At 33.4% G+C, this 16451-nt stretch carries 18 protein-coding genes and 1 pseudogene; 14 read left to right on the top strand and 5 right to left on the bottom strand.

The genetic code is table 11. The annotated features are described in order from the left end of the window. The 5 genes and pseudogenes from AA81_RS05510 to AA81_RS05490 all read left to right on the top strand — a co-directional run. Positions 1 to 509 (top strand): HlyD family secretion protein (locus AA81_RS05510; RefSeq protein ID WP_169999621.1); only part of this gene is annotated, 509 nt, incomplete at its 5' end. After that, positions 506 to 1573: an efflux RND transporter periplasmic adaptor subunit gene (locus AA81_RS05505; protein ID WP_103078854.1), complete on the top strand. Its 1068-nt coding sequence runs from the start codon at positions 506 to 508 to the stop codon at positions 1571 to 1573. The genes AA81_RS05510 and AA81_RS05505, both read left to right, overlap by 4 nt. Further along, a pseudogene (locus AA81_RS05500) lies at positions 1570 to 2130 on the top strand (ABC transporter ATP-binding protein); the annotation flags it as partial. The gene AA81_RS05505 and the pseudogene AA81_RS05500, both read left to right, overlap by 4 nt. Before the next feature lie 59 nt (positions 2131 to 2189). Further along, the gene (locus AA81_RS05495; RefSeq protein WP_103898465.1) at positions 2190 to 3224 is read left to right on the top strand and encodes an ABC transporter permease; all 1035 of its coding nucleotides are present in this window, start codon (positions 2190 to 2192) and stop codon (positions 3222 to 3224) included. A gap of 14 nt (positions 3225 to 3238) precedes the next feature. Then, positions 3239 to 4366: a family 1 glycosylhydrolase gene (locus tag AA81_RS05490; RefSeq protein WP_103898464.1), complete on the top strand. Its 1128-nt coding sequence runs from the start codon at positions 3239 to 3241 to the stop codon at positions 4364 to 4366. A gap of 12 nt (positions 4367 to 4378) precedes the next feature. Here AA81_RS05490 and AA81_RS05485 read toward each other — a convergent pair whose 3' ends face one another. The 5 genes from AA81_RS05485 to AA81_RS05465 form a co-directional block, all read right to left on the bottom strand. Then, positions 4379 to 4846, bottom strand: a complete 468-nt coding sequence (locus AA81_RS05485) for a metallophosphoesterase family protein (protein ID WP_103898463.1) — start codon at positions 4844 to 4846, stop codon at positions 4379 to 4381. After that, positions 4843 to 5898 (bottom strand): S-methyl-5-thioribose-1-phosphate isomerase, encoded by a 1056-nt coding sequence (gene mtnA, locus AA81_RS05480; protein WP_103078850.1) that lies wholly within the window; start codon positions 5896 to 5898, stop codon positions 4843 to 4845. The genes AA81_RS05485 and mtnA overlap by 4 nt, the downstream gene beginning before the upstream one ends. Before the next feature lie 87 nt (positions 5899 to 5985). Continuing rightward, positions 5986 to 6789, bottom strand: a complete 804-nt coding sequence (locus tag AA81_RS05475) for a CheR family methyltransferase (protein WP_103898462.1) — start codon at positions 6787 to 6789, stop codon at positions 5986 to 5988. Positions 6790 to 6808: 19 nt separating this feature from the next. Continuing rightward, positions 6809 to 7576, bottom strand: a complete 768-nt coding sequence (locus tag AA81_RS05470; protein WP_103898461.1) for a hypothetical protein — start codon at positions 7574 to 7576, stop codon at positions 6809 to 6811. Positions 7577 to 7647: 71 nt separating this feature from the next. Beyond that, complete coding sequence (locus AA81_RS05465) at positions 7648 to 8403, bottom strand: YebC/PmpR family DNA-binding transcriptional regulator (RefSeq protein WP_103078847.1); 756 nt, start codon at positions 8401 to 8403, stop codon at positions 7648 to 7650. Positions 8404 to 8795: 392 nt separating this feature from the next. Between AA81_RS05465 and AA81_RS05460 the strand changes: the two genes are divergently transcribed. The 9 genes from AA81_RS05460 (at position 8796) to AA81_RS05420 (ending at position 16429) form a co-directional block, all read left to right on the top strand. Further along, positions 8796 to 10847 carry a transglycosylase domain-containing protein gene (locus AA81_RS05460; protein WP_103898460.1) on the top strand — a complete coding sequence of 684 codons (2052 nt, stop codon included), beginning with the start codon at positions 8796 to 8798 and terminating at the stop codon, positions 10845 to 10847. A 115-nt stretch (positions 10848 to 10962) separates the two neighbouring features. Next, positions 10963 to 11277, top strand: a complete 315-nt coding sequence (rplU, locus tag AA81_RS05455; RefSeq protein WP_103898459.1) for a 50S ribosomal protein L21 — start codon at positions 10963 to 10965, stop codon at positions 11275 to 11277. Between the two features lie 5 nt (positions 11278 to 11282). Continuing rightward, complete coding sequence (locus AA81_RS05450; RefSeq protein ID WP_103898458.1) at positions 11283 to 11579, top strand: ribosomal-processing cysteine protease Prp; 297 nt, start codon at positions 11283 to 11285, stop codon at positions 11577 to 11579. A gap of 4 nt (positions 11580 to 11583) precedes the next feature. Then, positions 11584 to 11853, top strand: coding sequence for a 50S ribosomal protein L27 (gene rpmA / locus AA81_RS05445; protein WP_103076407.1), 270 nt, complete (start codon positions 11584 to 11586; stop codon positions 11851 to 11853). 7 nt (positions 11854 to 11860) lie between these two features. Continuing rightward, positions 11861 to 12421, top strand: coding sequence for an ECF transporter S component (locus AA81_RS05440; protein WP_103898457.1), 561 nt, complete (start codon positions 11861 to 11863; stop codon positions 12419 to 12421). Between the two features lie 13 nt (positions 12422 to 12434). Further along, positions 12435 to 12890, top strand: a complete 456-nt coding sequence (gene rplM, locus AA81_RS05435; protein WP_103076405.1) for a 50S ribosomal protein L13 — start codon at positions 12435 to 12437, stop codon at positions 12888 to 12890. A gap of 15 nt (positions 12891 to 12905) precedes the next feature. Further along, positions 12906 to 13313 carry a 30S ribosomal protein S9 gene (gene rpsI / locus AA81_RS05430; RefSeq protein WP_103076404.1) on the top strand — a complete coding sequence of 136 codons (408 nt, stop codon included), beginning with the start codon at positions 12906 to 12908 and terminating at the stop codon, positions 13311 to 13313. A 45-nt stretch (positions 13314 to 13358) separates the two neighbouring features. After that, the gene (gene dnaG / locus AA81_RS05425; RefSeq protein WP_103898456.1) at positions 13359 to 15098 is read left to right on the top strand and encodes a DNA primase; all 1740 of its coding nucleotides are present in this window, start codon (positions 13359 to 13361) and stop codon (positions 15096 to 15098) included. Positions 15099 to 15184: 86 nt separating this feature from the next. Then, entirely contained in the window at positions 15185 to 16429 is a 1245-nt protein-coding gene (locus tag AA81_RS05420; RefSeq protein WP_103076402.1) for a sigma-70 family RNA polymerase sigma factor, read from the top strand. Positions 16430 to 16451 lie beyond the last annotated feature (22 nt).

Raw genomic sequence — 16451 nt, 5'->3', positions numbered from 1 at the left:
AAGAAGAGGCATCGGAAATAGAAAGTAATTTCTGGTTCATTCCTTACCTGCCTTTCAATAAGATAAGTATGTCTATGAATCCATTTTTCGAAGAAGGAGAAAATTTGATTGATAATTTGAGTATAAGTGTAGGATTTCAATTAGCTATATTAGATAAAGGAGAAAGAAAGTTGGCGTCTGATACTATGAAAACAAACGTTGCCGCTTTGACGTACGATGAAAGTATGTTGGAAGTGGAAAATGCGATTAAAAGTTTAGAAACTACCAGAAAAACGTTGAATTATGACTTTAGAGTAAATCAAATAGATTTAGAAAACGCCATAGAAGATTACAATAGAAGTAAAGAATTAAATGATCAAGGATACATAACGGATGAGGAATTAAAATTATCAGAAATAACGTTAAACAGGGCACAATTAACGAGTGAAAAGACGGAAAACGACATTCTGACAAACGAATTAAGAATAATGCAGCAATACTATGTGGACATATGGGGTGATATAAATTGAAAAGAAGAGGAAAGATAACGATATGGACAATAGTGATAGTAGCTATAATTGTAGTAGTTGGGATAATATTTTTTCCAATGCAAAGTTCACCTACAACTTCTGAAACAAGTGGATTACCGTCAATATACTTAGAATACGAGGTAAAATCAGATGGCGTAGGAGATTCGATAGAAGTGGTGGGAAACATAACGGCTGAGATTGAATCAGTGATCCCAAAAGTTTCTGGAGAAATAGTTGAGGTATACGTAGAAAAAGGAGACGAGGTTGAAGAAGGTCAGATATTAGCTAAAATAGATGATCTTGACTATCAGATAGCGTACTTGAATGCCTTAAATGATTACGAATCATCAACCAACGTAGGTGAACGGATGAAGGAAGTAAAGAGGTTACAGTTGGAAAAAGCAAAGAAGAATTTGGAAGAAACTGAGATAAAATCCCCTGTTTCAGGGATAGTAAACACAGTAAATATTTCCAAGGGGGATATGGTTGGAACAACTTCTGCCGTATTAACTATAGTGGATAATAGCACAATAAAAGTTGAAACTGCGGTTGATGAAATAGATTTCCCGCTTATAAATGAAGGCATGGACGCAACAATAAGAATAGATCCTTTGAATTTAGAAGAGCCAGGAGTAATAACATGGATTAGTCCAACTACTCAAACGGATATGGGGGTAGTTGTTATACCAATTGAAATTGAATTTACACAAGATAATCCTCAAAATCTCCTGATTCCTGGTATGACAGCCGATGTAGAAATAGTTACCTTAAAATTGGAAAACACAGTAGCTGTACCAAAAGATGCCATTCATGAAGGGGTTGATGGGTCAAAAATAGTATACAAAAAGACTGCAGAAGGTGGTATGGAACCTGTTCAAGTACAAACTGGAAAAGAAACGGATAGCATGGTTGAAATAACTGCGGGTTTAAAACCAGGAGATAAGGTTTTGATATTGCCATCTCAAGAAGAAGCACAAAGAATAATGCAAAATTATGGTATTCCAATGGGAGTACCTGTTGCTCCAGGCGCTGTTCCTCAAGGTCCTGGAGGAGGCGGATTTTGATGGCAGTAATGGAATTAAAAGATGTATGGAAAATATACGATGTTGGAGAAGTAAAAGTTGAGGCACTGCGCGGGGTTTCTTTTAATGTTGAAGATGGTGAATATGTCATCATAATCGGACCTTCAGGTAGCGGTAAATCAACTTTGTTACAAATTCTTGGTTGTCTGGATAAACCTACAAAAGGACAGGTATACATTGAAAATGTGGAAGTGTCCAAAATGAAAGATAGAGAATTAGCAAGGGTAAGAAACAAAAAGATAGGATTTGTATTTCAAAGTTTCAATTTACTTCCAAAGTTGAGTGCATTGGAAAATGTTGAACTACCTTTAATATATGCGGGTGTACCTCAGAAAAAAAGAAGAGAGATAGCAAAAGAACAATTAGAGTTAGTAGGGCTCGGTAACAGGTTAGATCATAAACCAACTCAACTATCGGGTGGGCAACAACAAAGGGTAGCAATAGCAAGGGCTTTAGCTAACGATCCAGCCTTTCTTTTAGCTGATGAACCAACGGGGAACCTGGATACTAAAAGTGGAGAAGAAATTCTTCAAATATTTGGGATGGAGCAAGGCAGGAAATAAACAATACCGTTTCTTCTCTAGGGTCCAATATTATTATGGTTAACTCCACTGTGTATTCCAGATTTTCATCTCAGCCCCTTGAGTTTCAAGATGCAGTTAACATTAAAAGTATGGTTCCACAAGTAAAGAATGCTACAGGTGTTTTAAATTCAAATTTGACCATTGAAAGTGCTGGAGAAACAATTTCCGGATCGGTATTCGGAGTTATGCCTAGTTTTTTTGATATAATGAACTTAAATATTGCTTATGGTAGAAGGTTAGATGAAACTGACGAAGAAGAATTAAGGTCGGTTGCCGTTATAGGTTATAATATAGCTAATGAATTATTTGGTCGTCAAAATGTTGTTGGTGAACGAATCAATGTTATTCAAAGTGGAAATTCTGGTAGTAGAAAGGTTTCTTTTGAAATAGTTGGAGTTTTGGAAAAAACCGGAACAAGGTTATTATTTAACGTTGATGATATGATCATACTCCCCCATACAGTAGCAGATTATAGGTTGTTTCACATGAATGGAAGGACGAGCTCTATTTTTGTTTCAGCAGTAGATGAGAATACTGCAGAATTGGCAACCATGGCGACGGACTTTTATCTTTATAGAAAATTTGGAGATTCTGATAAATACAGTATATTAAGTCAAGACGCTATTTTAGAAGCTGTTAATCAAATAACTGGTATTATGAATGTGATACTTGTAGGAATAGCGGCAATTTCGTTAGTTGTAGGCGGAATAGGAATAATGAATATTATGCTCGTCACCGTTAAAGAAAGAACCAGAGAGATAGGTATAAAGATGGCTATAGGAGCCACAAGGCATAGGATTTTGATGGAATTTTTAGTTGAGAGTATAGTTTTAACAGTGGTAGCTGGTATAATAGGTATGATATTAGGTGGGCTTCTCTCAGGTTTAATAGCATATTTTGGTAGAGCTTTTGGATTAACGGCCGTCATAACCTGGAAATCGATCGCTTTATCCTTTGGGGTATCTGCGGCGATAGGTCTATTCTTTGGTATATACCCAGCAAATCAAGCATCAAAGTTGAGCCCAATAGAAGCCTTAAGATACGAGTAAAGAAGGTGTTTTATGTGGAAAATGTAAATTTTCCGAGATCTTTTTTGTGGGGAGTAAACTCCCCTTTCTTTCCTTTTTTGGAAAATTCAACGGAAGGATCGAAACAACAAATATTTGAAAATGCAGAAAAAAACTTGAACAAACAATTATCTTTTCTTAAGAGGTTGAAAATTAATTCTTTTAGATTCAATCTAAATTGGGATTTGTTATATCTTGATCCTTTTTATTCTTGTGCTATGTATGATAACTTTATAGAGCAACTACGTCAAAGTGGAATTGAACCTATCGTTAACCTCGTCGATTTTGATTTCCTTTCGTACAATAAAAAAGAAGCTTTTGATAATATAGAAAACGAAGAAAATATCTCGATATTTATAGAAATTATAGAAAAGATTGTCTCCACTTTTAAATTCAAGGTTCAATATTATATTATCTTGAATCATACTGCGAAATACCTAAAAAAAAGATTTTTTAAAGGTGCAGATGTTGATAACACCGCATTACATGAAACGGTTCAAAATCTCTTCAATCTTTACGATAAAAGTGTTCGTATAATAAAAAGTATTAACCCTTACGCTAAAGTATCGGTAAGCGAGGAATTTTATGTTGAGGAAGAAGAACAGTTAGATTTTGTTTTTTCCTTTATTGATGTAATTGTAAAAGGAGAAAGCCCTTTTTTTGAAAACATGGCTTTTAAAAACTCTGATATAGATTTTATCGGGATAAATTTCAATGATTTGACTTCAAATTCAGAAGAATATACTTCTTTGATAAGAGAATTTTCAAGAAGGAAGAATAATATGGACCTTGATGAAGTAATAAAAAGATTTTCTTCTAAATATTACCTGCCTTTCCTAATAACTGAAAATATATCTACAGTTGAGGATGATAGTTTAAAAAGCCGATATTTAGTTAATAATTTATACAAGATTAATCAATCTTTGGAAAATAATGTGAAAATTTTCGGATATATCTATAATTCTCTAAGCGATGTTAAAATCAACAACCGTCTTTTAAAAACAGGACTATATAGGATAGATGATAAAAATAGATATATCAGTTTAAGAAACTTTGCAAAAATCTATTCGAATATCATAGGGGATAATGGGATAAACGAAAGATACCTAAAATATATTGATTAGCTTAACGTAAAATCACGGATGTAGTAATTTGATTTCAAGTATACTCTCATTCAACTCTATTTCTGCATAATCTCCTTCACAAAAAGCCCCCGGATTCAATATCAAAGTATCCTCTATTTCATATTTTTCTTGATAATGCGAATGTCCAAAGACCATCAAATCAATCTTTTTATTAAAATATTTCAAAAGTTTATCAGGTATTGCACGACCAGTTTGATGACCGTGGATAAGACCTATTTTTTTGCCAAATAATTCTAAATACAATTTTTCAGGGAGTCGATTTTTTATATAAAAATCATCCATATTTCCATACACTGCATGAAGTATGGGCTTTTGATTTTCTAAGTAATTCAACACTTCGATATCTACGATGTCTCCGAGTAAAAATATTTGATCATAAAGTCCAAAGTTTAATTTTTCTAGACTTTTCAAGTCTGATTTTAGGGGAATGTGTAGATCGCTAATTACAAGTATTTTCAAAGGGTGACCACTTCCATTATGTTTTTTTCATAAGGAGATCTTAGGACTTTCTTTTCGGTAATTATCGCTGTAACTAATTCATTTGGAGTTACATCAAAGGCAGGGTTGTATATATTTACATCGTCTGGTACTAAACGAGTTTTATGACAAAATCTGACCTCATTATGATTCCTTTCTTCGATGGGAATACCTTCTCCATCTTTTGTTTCTATGTCTATAGTTGAAAGAGGAGCAGCGACATAAAAAGGAATACCATGCCTTTTTGCAAGAACAGCTACAGAATAAGTTCCAATTTTGTTGGCAACGTCCCCATTACGTGCGATTCTATCGGCACCCACTATTATAGCATTTATTTTTCCTTGTTTCATCACCCAGCCTGCCATGTTGTCTGTAATTAATGTAGTTTTGATACCACTTTTAACCAATTCCCAAACCGTCAATCTAGCTCCTTGTAGGTATGGTCTGGTTTCATCGGCATAGACCTGGATATCTTTTCCATTTTCTACGGCTGCTCTAATAACTCCTAAAGCAGTTCCATAGTCGACGGTTGCTAAAGCTCCTGCATTGCAATGCGTCAAAACGGTATCTCCATCGTTTAACAAAGTCTCTCCGTTCTTACCAATTTGTTTATTTATTTCAATATCTTCGTAAGCGATTTTCAAGGCTTCTTCTTCCAATGTCTTTACAAGGTCATTAGTTTCTTCGTTTTGGAAGCTGTCTTTTAATACTTTGTCCATTCTGTTTAAAGCCCAAAATAAGTTTACGGCGGTGGGACGGGTTTTAGATAAGCTGTTTTTTACTTCATCTAATTTGTTTAAAAATAGATTTTTGTCAGAAAGATGTGAAAACTCTTTTGCTCCTAAAACGAAGCCAAATGCTGCAGTTGCTCCTATAGCGGGAGCTCCTCTTACTACCATGTCTTTTATTGAGTTGGCAACATCGAGATAATTCCGACATTCTACATACTTTTCTTCTAAGGGTAAATACCTCTGGTCTATCAAAACTAGGCTGTTACCTGTCCATTCCATTGTCATAGTTTTTATATTTTTCATTTGTTTCCTCCTAAACATTTTGATTTTAAAATCCCTAAAGCTTCTTTCAGCGCCCCTTTGCTCCGCTCCCTGCCCTCTATCTACAGATCATTTCTTGTAAAAAAAGGGTGCAATGGAAGTAAAGCCAAAAGCCTTGTAATTGAAAATTCTTTCCGTAGAGCCAACAAACAGAACTCCTCCAGGATTCAAAGCATCGTAAAATTTTTTATATAACTTTTCTTTAGCATCGTTGTCAAAGTATATGACAACATTCCTACATATGATTAAATCAAAATTCTTTTCAAACTCGTCAAATAGGAGGTTCATTTTATTGAAAGTAACATTATTTTTGATGAAATCTTTTATTTCGTATTTACCTTCTTCTTTTTTTTTGAAATACTTTTTTATGTATTCATCGTTTAAGTTTATTAAACTTTTTTCATTATATATGCCACGTTTGGCTTGCTGTAAAGCTCCATCGTCAAAATCTGAAGCGATTATTGTTGATTTGCTGGAAATACCTAATTCATTTAATATAATAGCAAGTGTGTAAGGTTCCTCTCCTGTAGAACAACCTGCACTCCAAAATTTTAGCCTCGGTTTGTGATTTTTAATGAGCTCGGGGATTATTTCTTGTTTTAAATATTCCCATTTCTCTGGGTTCCTAAAAAATTCCGTAACATTTATGGTGAGTTTATCTAAAAACTCCTGCCATTTGTCCTTATTTTTCTGTAATAATTCTAGATATTCCGAATACGAATTGATTCCATACTTTTTGAGCAATATATCCGTTCTACGCCTTACTCTGTGTTGTTTGTATCCAGAGAGATCTAGATTGAAATGGGTTACCAACTTTTTCAAAAACAATTTGTAATCTTCGTCATCATAAGGAGAAGAATAATAATCCGCCATCTTTTTCCTCCAAATTTATTTATCTATTTTCGCTTAAGAGTTCTATATAGAAAGAAACACCTATTCCAAGATTGGAATAAGTCAGAAATAAATTTCTCGTAACAGGTATTCGAAAATAGAAATTTTCTTCATTTTTATCGAAGTAAATCGAATCAATCAAAAGAGATTTGGTGCTCGAATTGTACTCCAATAGAAAATCTTGATTCAAAATATAAACAGAGTCAAGAGCATTATTATCCAAAGAAAAAAGTAAATCTCCAGCTCTAAAATAGTACTTCATAATATCTTCAAACCCTAGAGATATACCTAATTTGTTTGGAATTGCTAAAGTCAACGCAATTTTTGATTGAGAAAGGTCTGTGACCTTAGTCCAAAAGGACATGTTAAAAAGCGATTCTTTGAAGATAACGCCAATTTTCAGATCGTTGAACGTTAGTACAAAATAATCGTCCAATACCATGCTGAAACTATCAAAACTTTCTGTTAAAAAGTATGGGTCGTTTCTATTTCCGGGATTTCTATACGAAAATTCGAAGCCTGCTTGATCGAATTTGAAATAATTAATTACATTATCTACATTCGATAATCGAACTTCGTCTTCTAAAGATTCAAAGTCAAAATTGAACTTAGTTTCGTAAATATCTTCAAACTTTAAATCAAAAATAAATTCGTTTTTCAAAGTTTGAGTGAAATCACTTAAAAAAAGTACCTTCGAGGGACTAGAGGCGAAATTCAAGGTGGAGATTATCGATGTAATTAATATAAGTATTAAGGGAAATCTTTTCATTTGTAGTTATCCTTTCCCAAATAGTTCCCTAATAATTTAAAATGGGGACGAAAGTCCCCATTTATGGGTTTTTAAATGTTTGCAGCGAGTCTTTCCATTACTTCATCGTCAATCTCATAATTTCCGAATACTTCTTGAACATCATCCATATCATCCAATGCATTCAACAATTTTAATAACTTTTCGGCGTCTTCATCAGAAAGCTTAACGGTTGTTTTGGGTAAAAAGGTTAACTTTTCGGAAACGGTATATCCTGCTTCTTTTAGAGCATTTCTCACCTGAGTCAGATTTTCCGGGGCGGTGATGATTTCTAAAGGATCGGTGTTTTCATCTAAATCTTCTGCGCCAGCTTCAACCGCGAGTAACATTAACTCGTCAATATCTTCAACTTCTTCTTTGGGGATGGTTATTAGTCCTTTTCGTTCAAAATTCCACGAAACAGAACCTGATTCTGCTAAAGACCCACCCCATTTCGAGAGAACATGGCGAACCTCTTGAGCGGTTCTATTCTTGTTATCGGTTACAACCGAAATTAGGAGCGCAACTCCTCCTGGACCGTATGCCTCGTACATTATTTCGGTGAGTTCTTCACCCTCTAATTCACCGGTTCCTTTTTTTATAGCTGATTCGATCTTGTCTTTAGGCATGTTAGCTGCCTTGGCGTTTTCTACCGCGGTTCTTAAACGTGGATTAGCTTCTGGATCTCCTCCACCTTCTCTAGCAGCTATTGTAAGCTCTCTAATGAGTTTTGTAAACATTTGGGATCTTTTTGCATCTTGTGCACCTTTTCTGTGTTTAATATTTGCCCATTTATTATGTCCTGACATAATATTCAGCCTCCTCACAAACATTGAATAAATTATTTTTGTCGCGGTTCCTTAAGTTAATTAAATTTTTGACAGAAACAATTATACTATTAAGGATTACATAGGCATTTTTGTTTTCTATCAATTTAATTACTATTATTTTACTTTTATGGGAAATTTGTTATTCTTATAAATTCTTTCACCATTATTTTAACATTTTTCATTTAGAAAAACAAGTAAAATATTTTCTATAATATTATTTATTACTAAAATTTTTAAAAAATATAAATCTAAATATGGTATGATATCTTCAAATAAACATTTAAAAGGTCATATCAAGAAAAAACAATAGACAAACGATAAGCCATGTAGCGGAGGTGTTTTTTATAAAGAGTTTCATTATAGGTTTTTTTATGGGAATGGCAATTTTTTTTGCTTTATTTTTCTATGTATACGGCTATTACAATGATTCAACTTCTATTTTTCTTGTGGATCCCAAGTACAACACTTATCTATTCGATAATGGAGAACAAATACTATCAACAAAATACAAATATGTTAAGTTGGATGAAATGCCTTCAGAATTGATATATTTCCTTTTGTGGTCAGAAGATAGAGAGTTTTACGAGCACAATGGGATCAATATTAAGGCGTTGACGAGAGCTGCATTAACAAATATAAAGAACTTTTCTATAGTCCAAGGTGGGAGTACCCTGACTCAACAACTTGCCAAAACTGTTTATCTCACAAATGAAAGAACTATTAAAAGGAAAATAATGGATATGATGCTTGCTTTTTTTCTGGAGAGGTCTTATACAAAAGAAGAAATTTTGGAAGCTTATATGAATAGTGTGTATTTGGGGAATGACATTTCAGGATTTGGGGCTGCGGCAGAGAGATATTACGGAAAAGAGCTACAGAATTTAAGTTACGAAGAGATGCTAGTTTTAATAGGGATAATAAATGGGCCAGAAGTTTACAACCCCTATAAGTACCCAGAAAGAGCTAAAAATCAGGGGATGATAGTTTTAAATTCCCTTCCTAGTAATTTTATAATAGAAGAAAAAGATAGCGTTAAGGAAAGAATAGATAAGATGGTTTTTTACCCTCAAACCTACGATGAAAGATATTTAAATTTAGTTTATAGAATCAAAGTAGAAGAAGAAGATATAGGATTAAAGGGCGGTGGGTATACTATAAAAACCACCTTTAATAAGAATTTATTCGATTCTGTTACTGTAGATTCATCAACCTCTGCCATTGTGATCAACAACAAAACTGGTGAAATATTAAGTTTTTGGGGTGGAGAATACGATGTTTTCTATTCCCAACAACAAGTTGGTTCTGCTATTAAACCATTTTATTATCTTTTAGCTTTGGAAAATGGTTATGATACAGATACAGTACTTCCCGATCAACCTATGAAATTTGGTGATTGGGCCCCGGAAAATTTTGATAAGACATACAGAGGAACGGTCACTTTAGAAGAAGCGTTAGTCGATTCCATAAACATTCCATCGATCTACCTCGCTTCTCATATAGATATATCTCCTCAAAGGTCTATAGAAACAATAAAGAATTTTCTTTCAAATGTTGTGGGTGTTCAAGGTAAATATCCCAATGATTTAACATTGTCGCTGGGAACTGTGGAAACAAGTCCATATGAGTTTACAAAAGCTTATTCACTTTTCCCAAATTACGGTATTATTCCTTCGACTTACATAATTTCAGAAGTTTACGATAAAAAAGGGAATTTAATATATAAAAGATATCCAAATGTTGAAAGAAAAATCGATGGTATATCCAATGATTCATATGCCACAATGAATACTTTAATGAGAAAAGTCGTTTTAGAAGGAACAGGGCAAAGAGCAAATGTTTTAGATTTAGATTTACATGGTAAAACCGGAACTTCTGATTTATCAGCTTGGTTTGTTGGATACACCGGTAGCGAGGTTTTAACCACTATGGTTAAAGGGGAAGATCTTTTATCTTCTTACACGGCTGTTCCCTGGGCAAAAGAGATTGCCACCTCTTTACTTTATTATGGCCAAAGCGAAGAGGTTTATGTTTATCTTAGTTTAAAAAGTATACAAGAAAATATTTCATTTTTTGAAAGTCCCATTGATTTTGTTTCCACCGGGGGGAACGTTGTGGGATATTTAAATTCGGTCAAGTTCGATTATCCGTATAAAGAGCTTGAAAAAAAGATAAACGCTGCCCAGAGGGAAATTCAATATCTTTATCCTGATGTGGTAAAAGAAATCGAGCAATGGAAAAAAGAGAATCTGACGGATTTCTTTAAAGAACCATTTTCCTTCATTCAAAACGGTTACGATTTGGAAAGTTACTTGAACGGCATTACTATCGATAAAGATAAGCAAGCACAATTAAAGGAGATTTATAATCAAATAAAGTATATATATCCTGACCAAGCTAAAGTAATAGAAAAGTTCATAGAGTGAAAAATGTCTAGTTTTATTTTTTTAAAATTAACAATTAATTAATACTACCCGTTTATTTAGATGGTAAAATAGGCAAATGGATTTTAGAAAATTCTGAGAGATCGGAGGTGCAAAAGTGTACGCTATAGTCTATTTTAATGGTAAACAATACAAGGTAGAAAAAGATCAAGTGATTTACACTGAAAAAGTAAAAGATGTCGATCCAGGTAACCAGGTAGTATTAGACAAAGTTATTTATTTAAGTAAAGATGAAGAAAAGAAAGCTGGGAAACCTTATGTGGATGGAGCAAAGGTAATTACCGAGGTTGTAGAGCATGGGAAAGATAGAAAGGTAAAAATAATCAAATTTGAAGGAAGAAAAAATTATAGAAGAGAAAAAGGTCACAGACAGGAATATACCGCTCTAAAAATAAAAGAAATTGAAGGGTAACGCCGATGATTACCGCAGTTTATACCAATTCTGAAAGCCCCAGTGTAGAAATTTTCGGACATGCCGAATTTTCTTCTTTTGGCAATGATATAGTTTGTAGTGCCGTGAGTGTTTTAACGCAATTTGTTGCTGAAATTCTAAAAAATGAAAGTTTAGGTCAGATTGAGAAAAGAGAGGGCTATTTAAAGATTTCGCTCAAGCAAGAAACTCACCTCTCCCAATTGTTATTAGATTACTTGCTTAAAAGTTTGGTTGCTATATCTAAAGATTACCCAAGAAATCTTAAAGTGGAGGTTAGATAAGAATATGAAAATAGATTTACAACTTTTTGCTAAAAAAAGCTCTGATGTAAATAAAAAAGATAGCAACCCCAAGTATCTTGGTGTCAAGGCTTCTGACGGCAAAAAAATTAAGGCTGGAACTATAATTGTTAGACAAAGAGGCACTAAGATTCATCCTGGGGAAAACGTTGGAATAGGAAGAGACTTCACGATATTTGCTAAAATAGACGGCGTTGTTAAGTTCAAAACTAAAAACAACAGGAAGTTCGTTGATGTTTATGCCCTAAAGGACTGATCCGTTTATGCATGGTAGAAGAGTTGCGATTGTTGGAATATTTGGGGCACTCTCTTTTCTTTTAACTTTTATAGAATTTCCAATAATACCTTTGTTACCTTTTTTAAAATTTGATCCCAGCGACAGTTTGATCATTTTGGTGACAATGGGATACGGTTTTTTGCCTGGATTCTTTACTCTTATAATAAAAAGTTTTTTATTTATTTTCAGAGCTGGTGATGGTGGTTTAATAGGTATATTGATGAATTTTATAGCTGGGACTGCTTTTATAACCACATTGTATTTGTTAAAAAATTTCGTTAAGTTGAACAACTGGATCAATTACGTAATTTCTTCTTTACTGACGGGGGTTGTAGCGTACGGGTTGAATTATTTTATAGCGATACCAGTTTATACTAATCAACCAACATCACAATTCGTTAGTAACATAGGGATAAGTTTGCAAGTGTTTTTTTTACTAGTTCTATTGTTTAATTTCATCAAATTTTTTGTGGATTCGTCTATTTCGCATTTTTTATTGAAAAAAACAAAAATAACAAGTTTCGCTCAAGCAAAAAGAGAAGAATGAGGAGGTTTTTGAAATGAATTCTAAATTAGTGCAGCCTTCGTATATCGCTAAAAAAGAGGATATAAAAAGGGAATGGTTCTTAATTGATGCAAAAGACTACACACTAGGAAGACTAGCATCAAGGATTGCAAAAATACTACAAGGGAAACACAAGCCAACTTATACACCACATATAGATTGTGGAGATTTTGTTGTTGTAGTGAATGCAGAAAAAATAAAACTTTCGAAAGACAAAAAAGAAAACAAAGTATACAGAAGATACAGTGGTTATCCTGGAGGGCTCAAGGAAATTTCTTTTGAACAAATGTACAATAAACATCCTGAAAGGATAATTAAGTTGGCTGTGAAGGGAATGATGCCAAAGACCATTTTAGCCAAACATATGATGAAAAAATTAAAGGTATATGTTGGTCCTGATCATCCACACCAGGCTCAGAAACCAAAAGAGATAAAAATAGAAAATATTTAATCAGGAGGTATTCGAATGGCAGAACTTGTCGAATATTATGGAACCGGTAGAAGAAAAACAGCTGTTGCGAGGGTACATTTGAGACCAGGTAATGGTAAGATTAAAATAAACGGAAAAGAATACAAAAGTTTAGTAGAATATTTAAGAGGCAACGAGGTATGGGAAATGGAAGCTTTAAAACCACTCACCATTACATCTACGAATGGACAGTTTGATTTAGTTATAAGGGTTAATGGTGGAGGATTGAGTGGCCAAGCTGGTGCCATTAGGCTTGGAATTGCCAGGGCTTTGCTTTCTTATGATGAATCTTTGAGACCCATTTTGAAAAAAGAAGGTCTATTAACCAGAGATCCAAGAGAAGTAGAAAGAAAGAAATATGGTTTGAGAAAAGCTAGGAAAAGAGCTCAGTTTTCAAAAAGATGAGTATTGTATTATTTGCTTTGTATTTTTAAGGAATAGTGAAGTATTATGAGCAGAAATTACGATAACCTGAAAAAAACGATTGACGAAATTAAAAATAAAGTTGATATAGTTGATTTCGTCAATTCTTATTTGTCTCTTTCTAAAAGGGGAAAAAATTACGTAGCACTATGTCCTTTTCACGCGGAAGATACACCATCTTTTTATATATTTCCTGAAACTCAAACCTTCCATTGCTTTGGATGTGGAGCTCATGGTGATGTGATCACTTTTTTGGAAAAGTATGAACAAATTAGTTTTTTGGATGCCTTAAAAAAAATAGCTACATATGCAGGAATTGAACTAGATATTACTCAAAAAGAAGAACCTGTTGAGGTAACTTTCAATGAGGAAGTTTCCAAGCTTTATAACTATAATCTTCTCAACCTTTCTTCGAAGCATAGAGTGTGGCAGTATCTGAAAAAGAGAGAGATAACCAGAGAGTTAGCTGAAGAATTTGAATTAGGGTTTGCCACGGGCTCAGAAATCCAAAAAGTGATCGAAGAAAATCTTTTTGACAAAGACATTGCAAAGAATGCTGGTTTGTTGATCAATGGTGACAAAGAGTTTTTTTATAATCGTTTAATTATCCCAATCAGGAACAATGTTGGAGAACTAGTGGGCTTCGCTGGTAGACAAATAGAGGAAGAAACGAATTCTCCTAAGTATCTGAATACTCCTGAGAATAAATTTTTTAAAAAGTCTAAAATACTTTACAGGTATTATAAAAACAAAAAATTCATAAAAGAAAATGATTTTGTAATATTGGTCGAAGGGTACTTTGATGTAATTTCCATGTACAAATTAGGTTTCAAAAATGTTGTAGGAATTTTAGGTTCTGCCTTTACAAAAGATCATGCCCTTGAATTACTGAAAGCAACTAACAAAGTAGTTACAATGTACGATATGGATGAATCTGGTCAAAAAGTCACTTTATCCACTATAGATGCTTTATTTGCTAAAGATTTCCAAATAGCAGTTTCGAAGTATCCTGCTAAAGATCCAGATGAACTAACCAAGAAGCACGATAACAAATACATCGCCGAAATATTAAAAAGCTCCTACAAATTTCATGAATTCATTATTGATTATTATGCAGAAAAATACGATTTAGGCAATGAATTCGCTTTAGAGAAATATTTGAAAGAAATGTCAAGATGGTACAAAAAATTTGAAAATGTTGGAAGAATAAGTTATTTACAAAGTTTTATAGAAAATATTTCAAAAAAAACGGGAAAAGGCACCGAATACATTCAAAAAGTATTAGAAAGAACGTCTGCGCTCATACCTGAAAGTTCTGCTTCAAATGAGTCTAATTCTCAAACGAAAGATACTCTTTACGTAGAAAAGGATATAAGGTACGATATTGCAAAATCTTATTTATACCTATGGATTAAATATCCTCACTATAGAGAGATACTCAAAAATTATTTCAGCGAAGAAGATTTCTCTAGTCAATTACTCAAAGAATTTTTTACTTTAACCTCACAAAGTTCAGATATCGGGTTTCTACTTGAAAATTCTTCAAAAGAACTAAGTGAATTGATAGTAGAGGTTTGGAAGATTGAATATTTCTTTAATCCGGAGAGGATTCTTTCTTCTTTAAAAGAGAGTATTAGAAGAACAAAAATAAATCAACAAATAGAAGAGTTGAAGAAAAAACTTCATGAAACAAAAGATCTTTCGGAAAAGACGAATATTACGTCTCAAATCATACAACTTTATTCTAAACTAAAAATAGTAAATTGAATAGTAGATTACACAATATTTTAAAAATGGATTTTATTTGTTTATTAAGCGATCTAATAACGTTCCCTATGGAGGTAAACTAATCGATGGAAAAGCTTAAGAAAAAGATAGATTTTTCAGAATTAATAGAAGAAATTGAAAAAATAGAGATTGTTGATCAAGATAAAATTAGGGTTAAAAGAGACAAAGAATGTTATATAGAAGAACTTGAAAAAGGTTTGGAAAACCTTATTGAAATAGCCAAAAAGAAAAATAATACCATAACTTATCAAGATATAGATGAATGCATACCTCATAATTTATCAGATGTAATTGATGGTAACTTTTTAGAAAAGATTCATGAAAAGCTAGAATCCGAAGGAATAGAAATTATGGAATCTTTTCCAGAGGACCAAGCCCAGGAGGAAGAAGAATTTTTTAACGAGGGTTTGGAAGAGCTTTTTCAAGAAAGGGAATCTCAGATATTTGACAACTCTGCCGTAAATGAACCCATAAAGATTTATTTGAGGGAAATAGGGGGGATCAAACTCTTAACCCCTTCCAGGGAAAGACAACTTGCGATAAGGGCTAAAAAAGGTGACAAAAAAGCCAAAGACGAATTGGTGAAGGCAAATTTAAGATTAGTAATAAGTATAGCCAAAAGATATACTGGAAGAGGATTAACCTTTTTGGATTTGATTCAAGAAGGGAACATTGGCTTAATTAGAGCTGTAGAAAAATTTGATTGGAAAAGAGGTTTTAAGTTCTCAACCTACGCTACTTGGTGGGTTAGGCAAGCAATAACAAGAGCTATAGCCGATCAAGCGAGAACAATTAGAATACCTGTTCATTTGGTTGAAACTATAAATAGGATGAATATAGTTATTAGAAAACATCTCCAAGAAACAGGTGAATATCCCACTACCGAAAAGTTAGCAGAATTACTGGATAAACCGTTGGAAAAGATGGATGAGATTTTATTGGCAACTAAAGAAATCATTTCCGTTGATGCGCCTATAAGTGGTTCAGATGATGAAGAAGCTTATATAGGGGATTTTTTAGAGGACTCTGAAGCTGATCAACCAGAGGAAATTGCGGTAAGAATGATACTTAAAGAAGAAATTGAAAAAGTTTTAGAATCCTTAAGGCCCAAAGAAGCAACGGTGTTAAAAATGAGGTATGGTTTGCTTGATGGCAAGATGAAAACACTCGAAGAGGTTGGAAACTTCTTCAATGTCACAAGAGAGAGGATAAGACAGATTGAAGTAAAAGCTTTAAGGAAGTTAAGGCATCCCTCCAGAAGCTTGCAATTAAAAGAAATAAGCGATATGATAGAAAAGAAAGATATATAACGGGCGAAGGGGTGCAAATATA

This window comes from Petrotoga halophila DSM 16923 (genome assembly GCF_002924615.1).
This window is presented reverse-complemented; position numbering and strand designations above follow the sequence as displayed.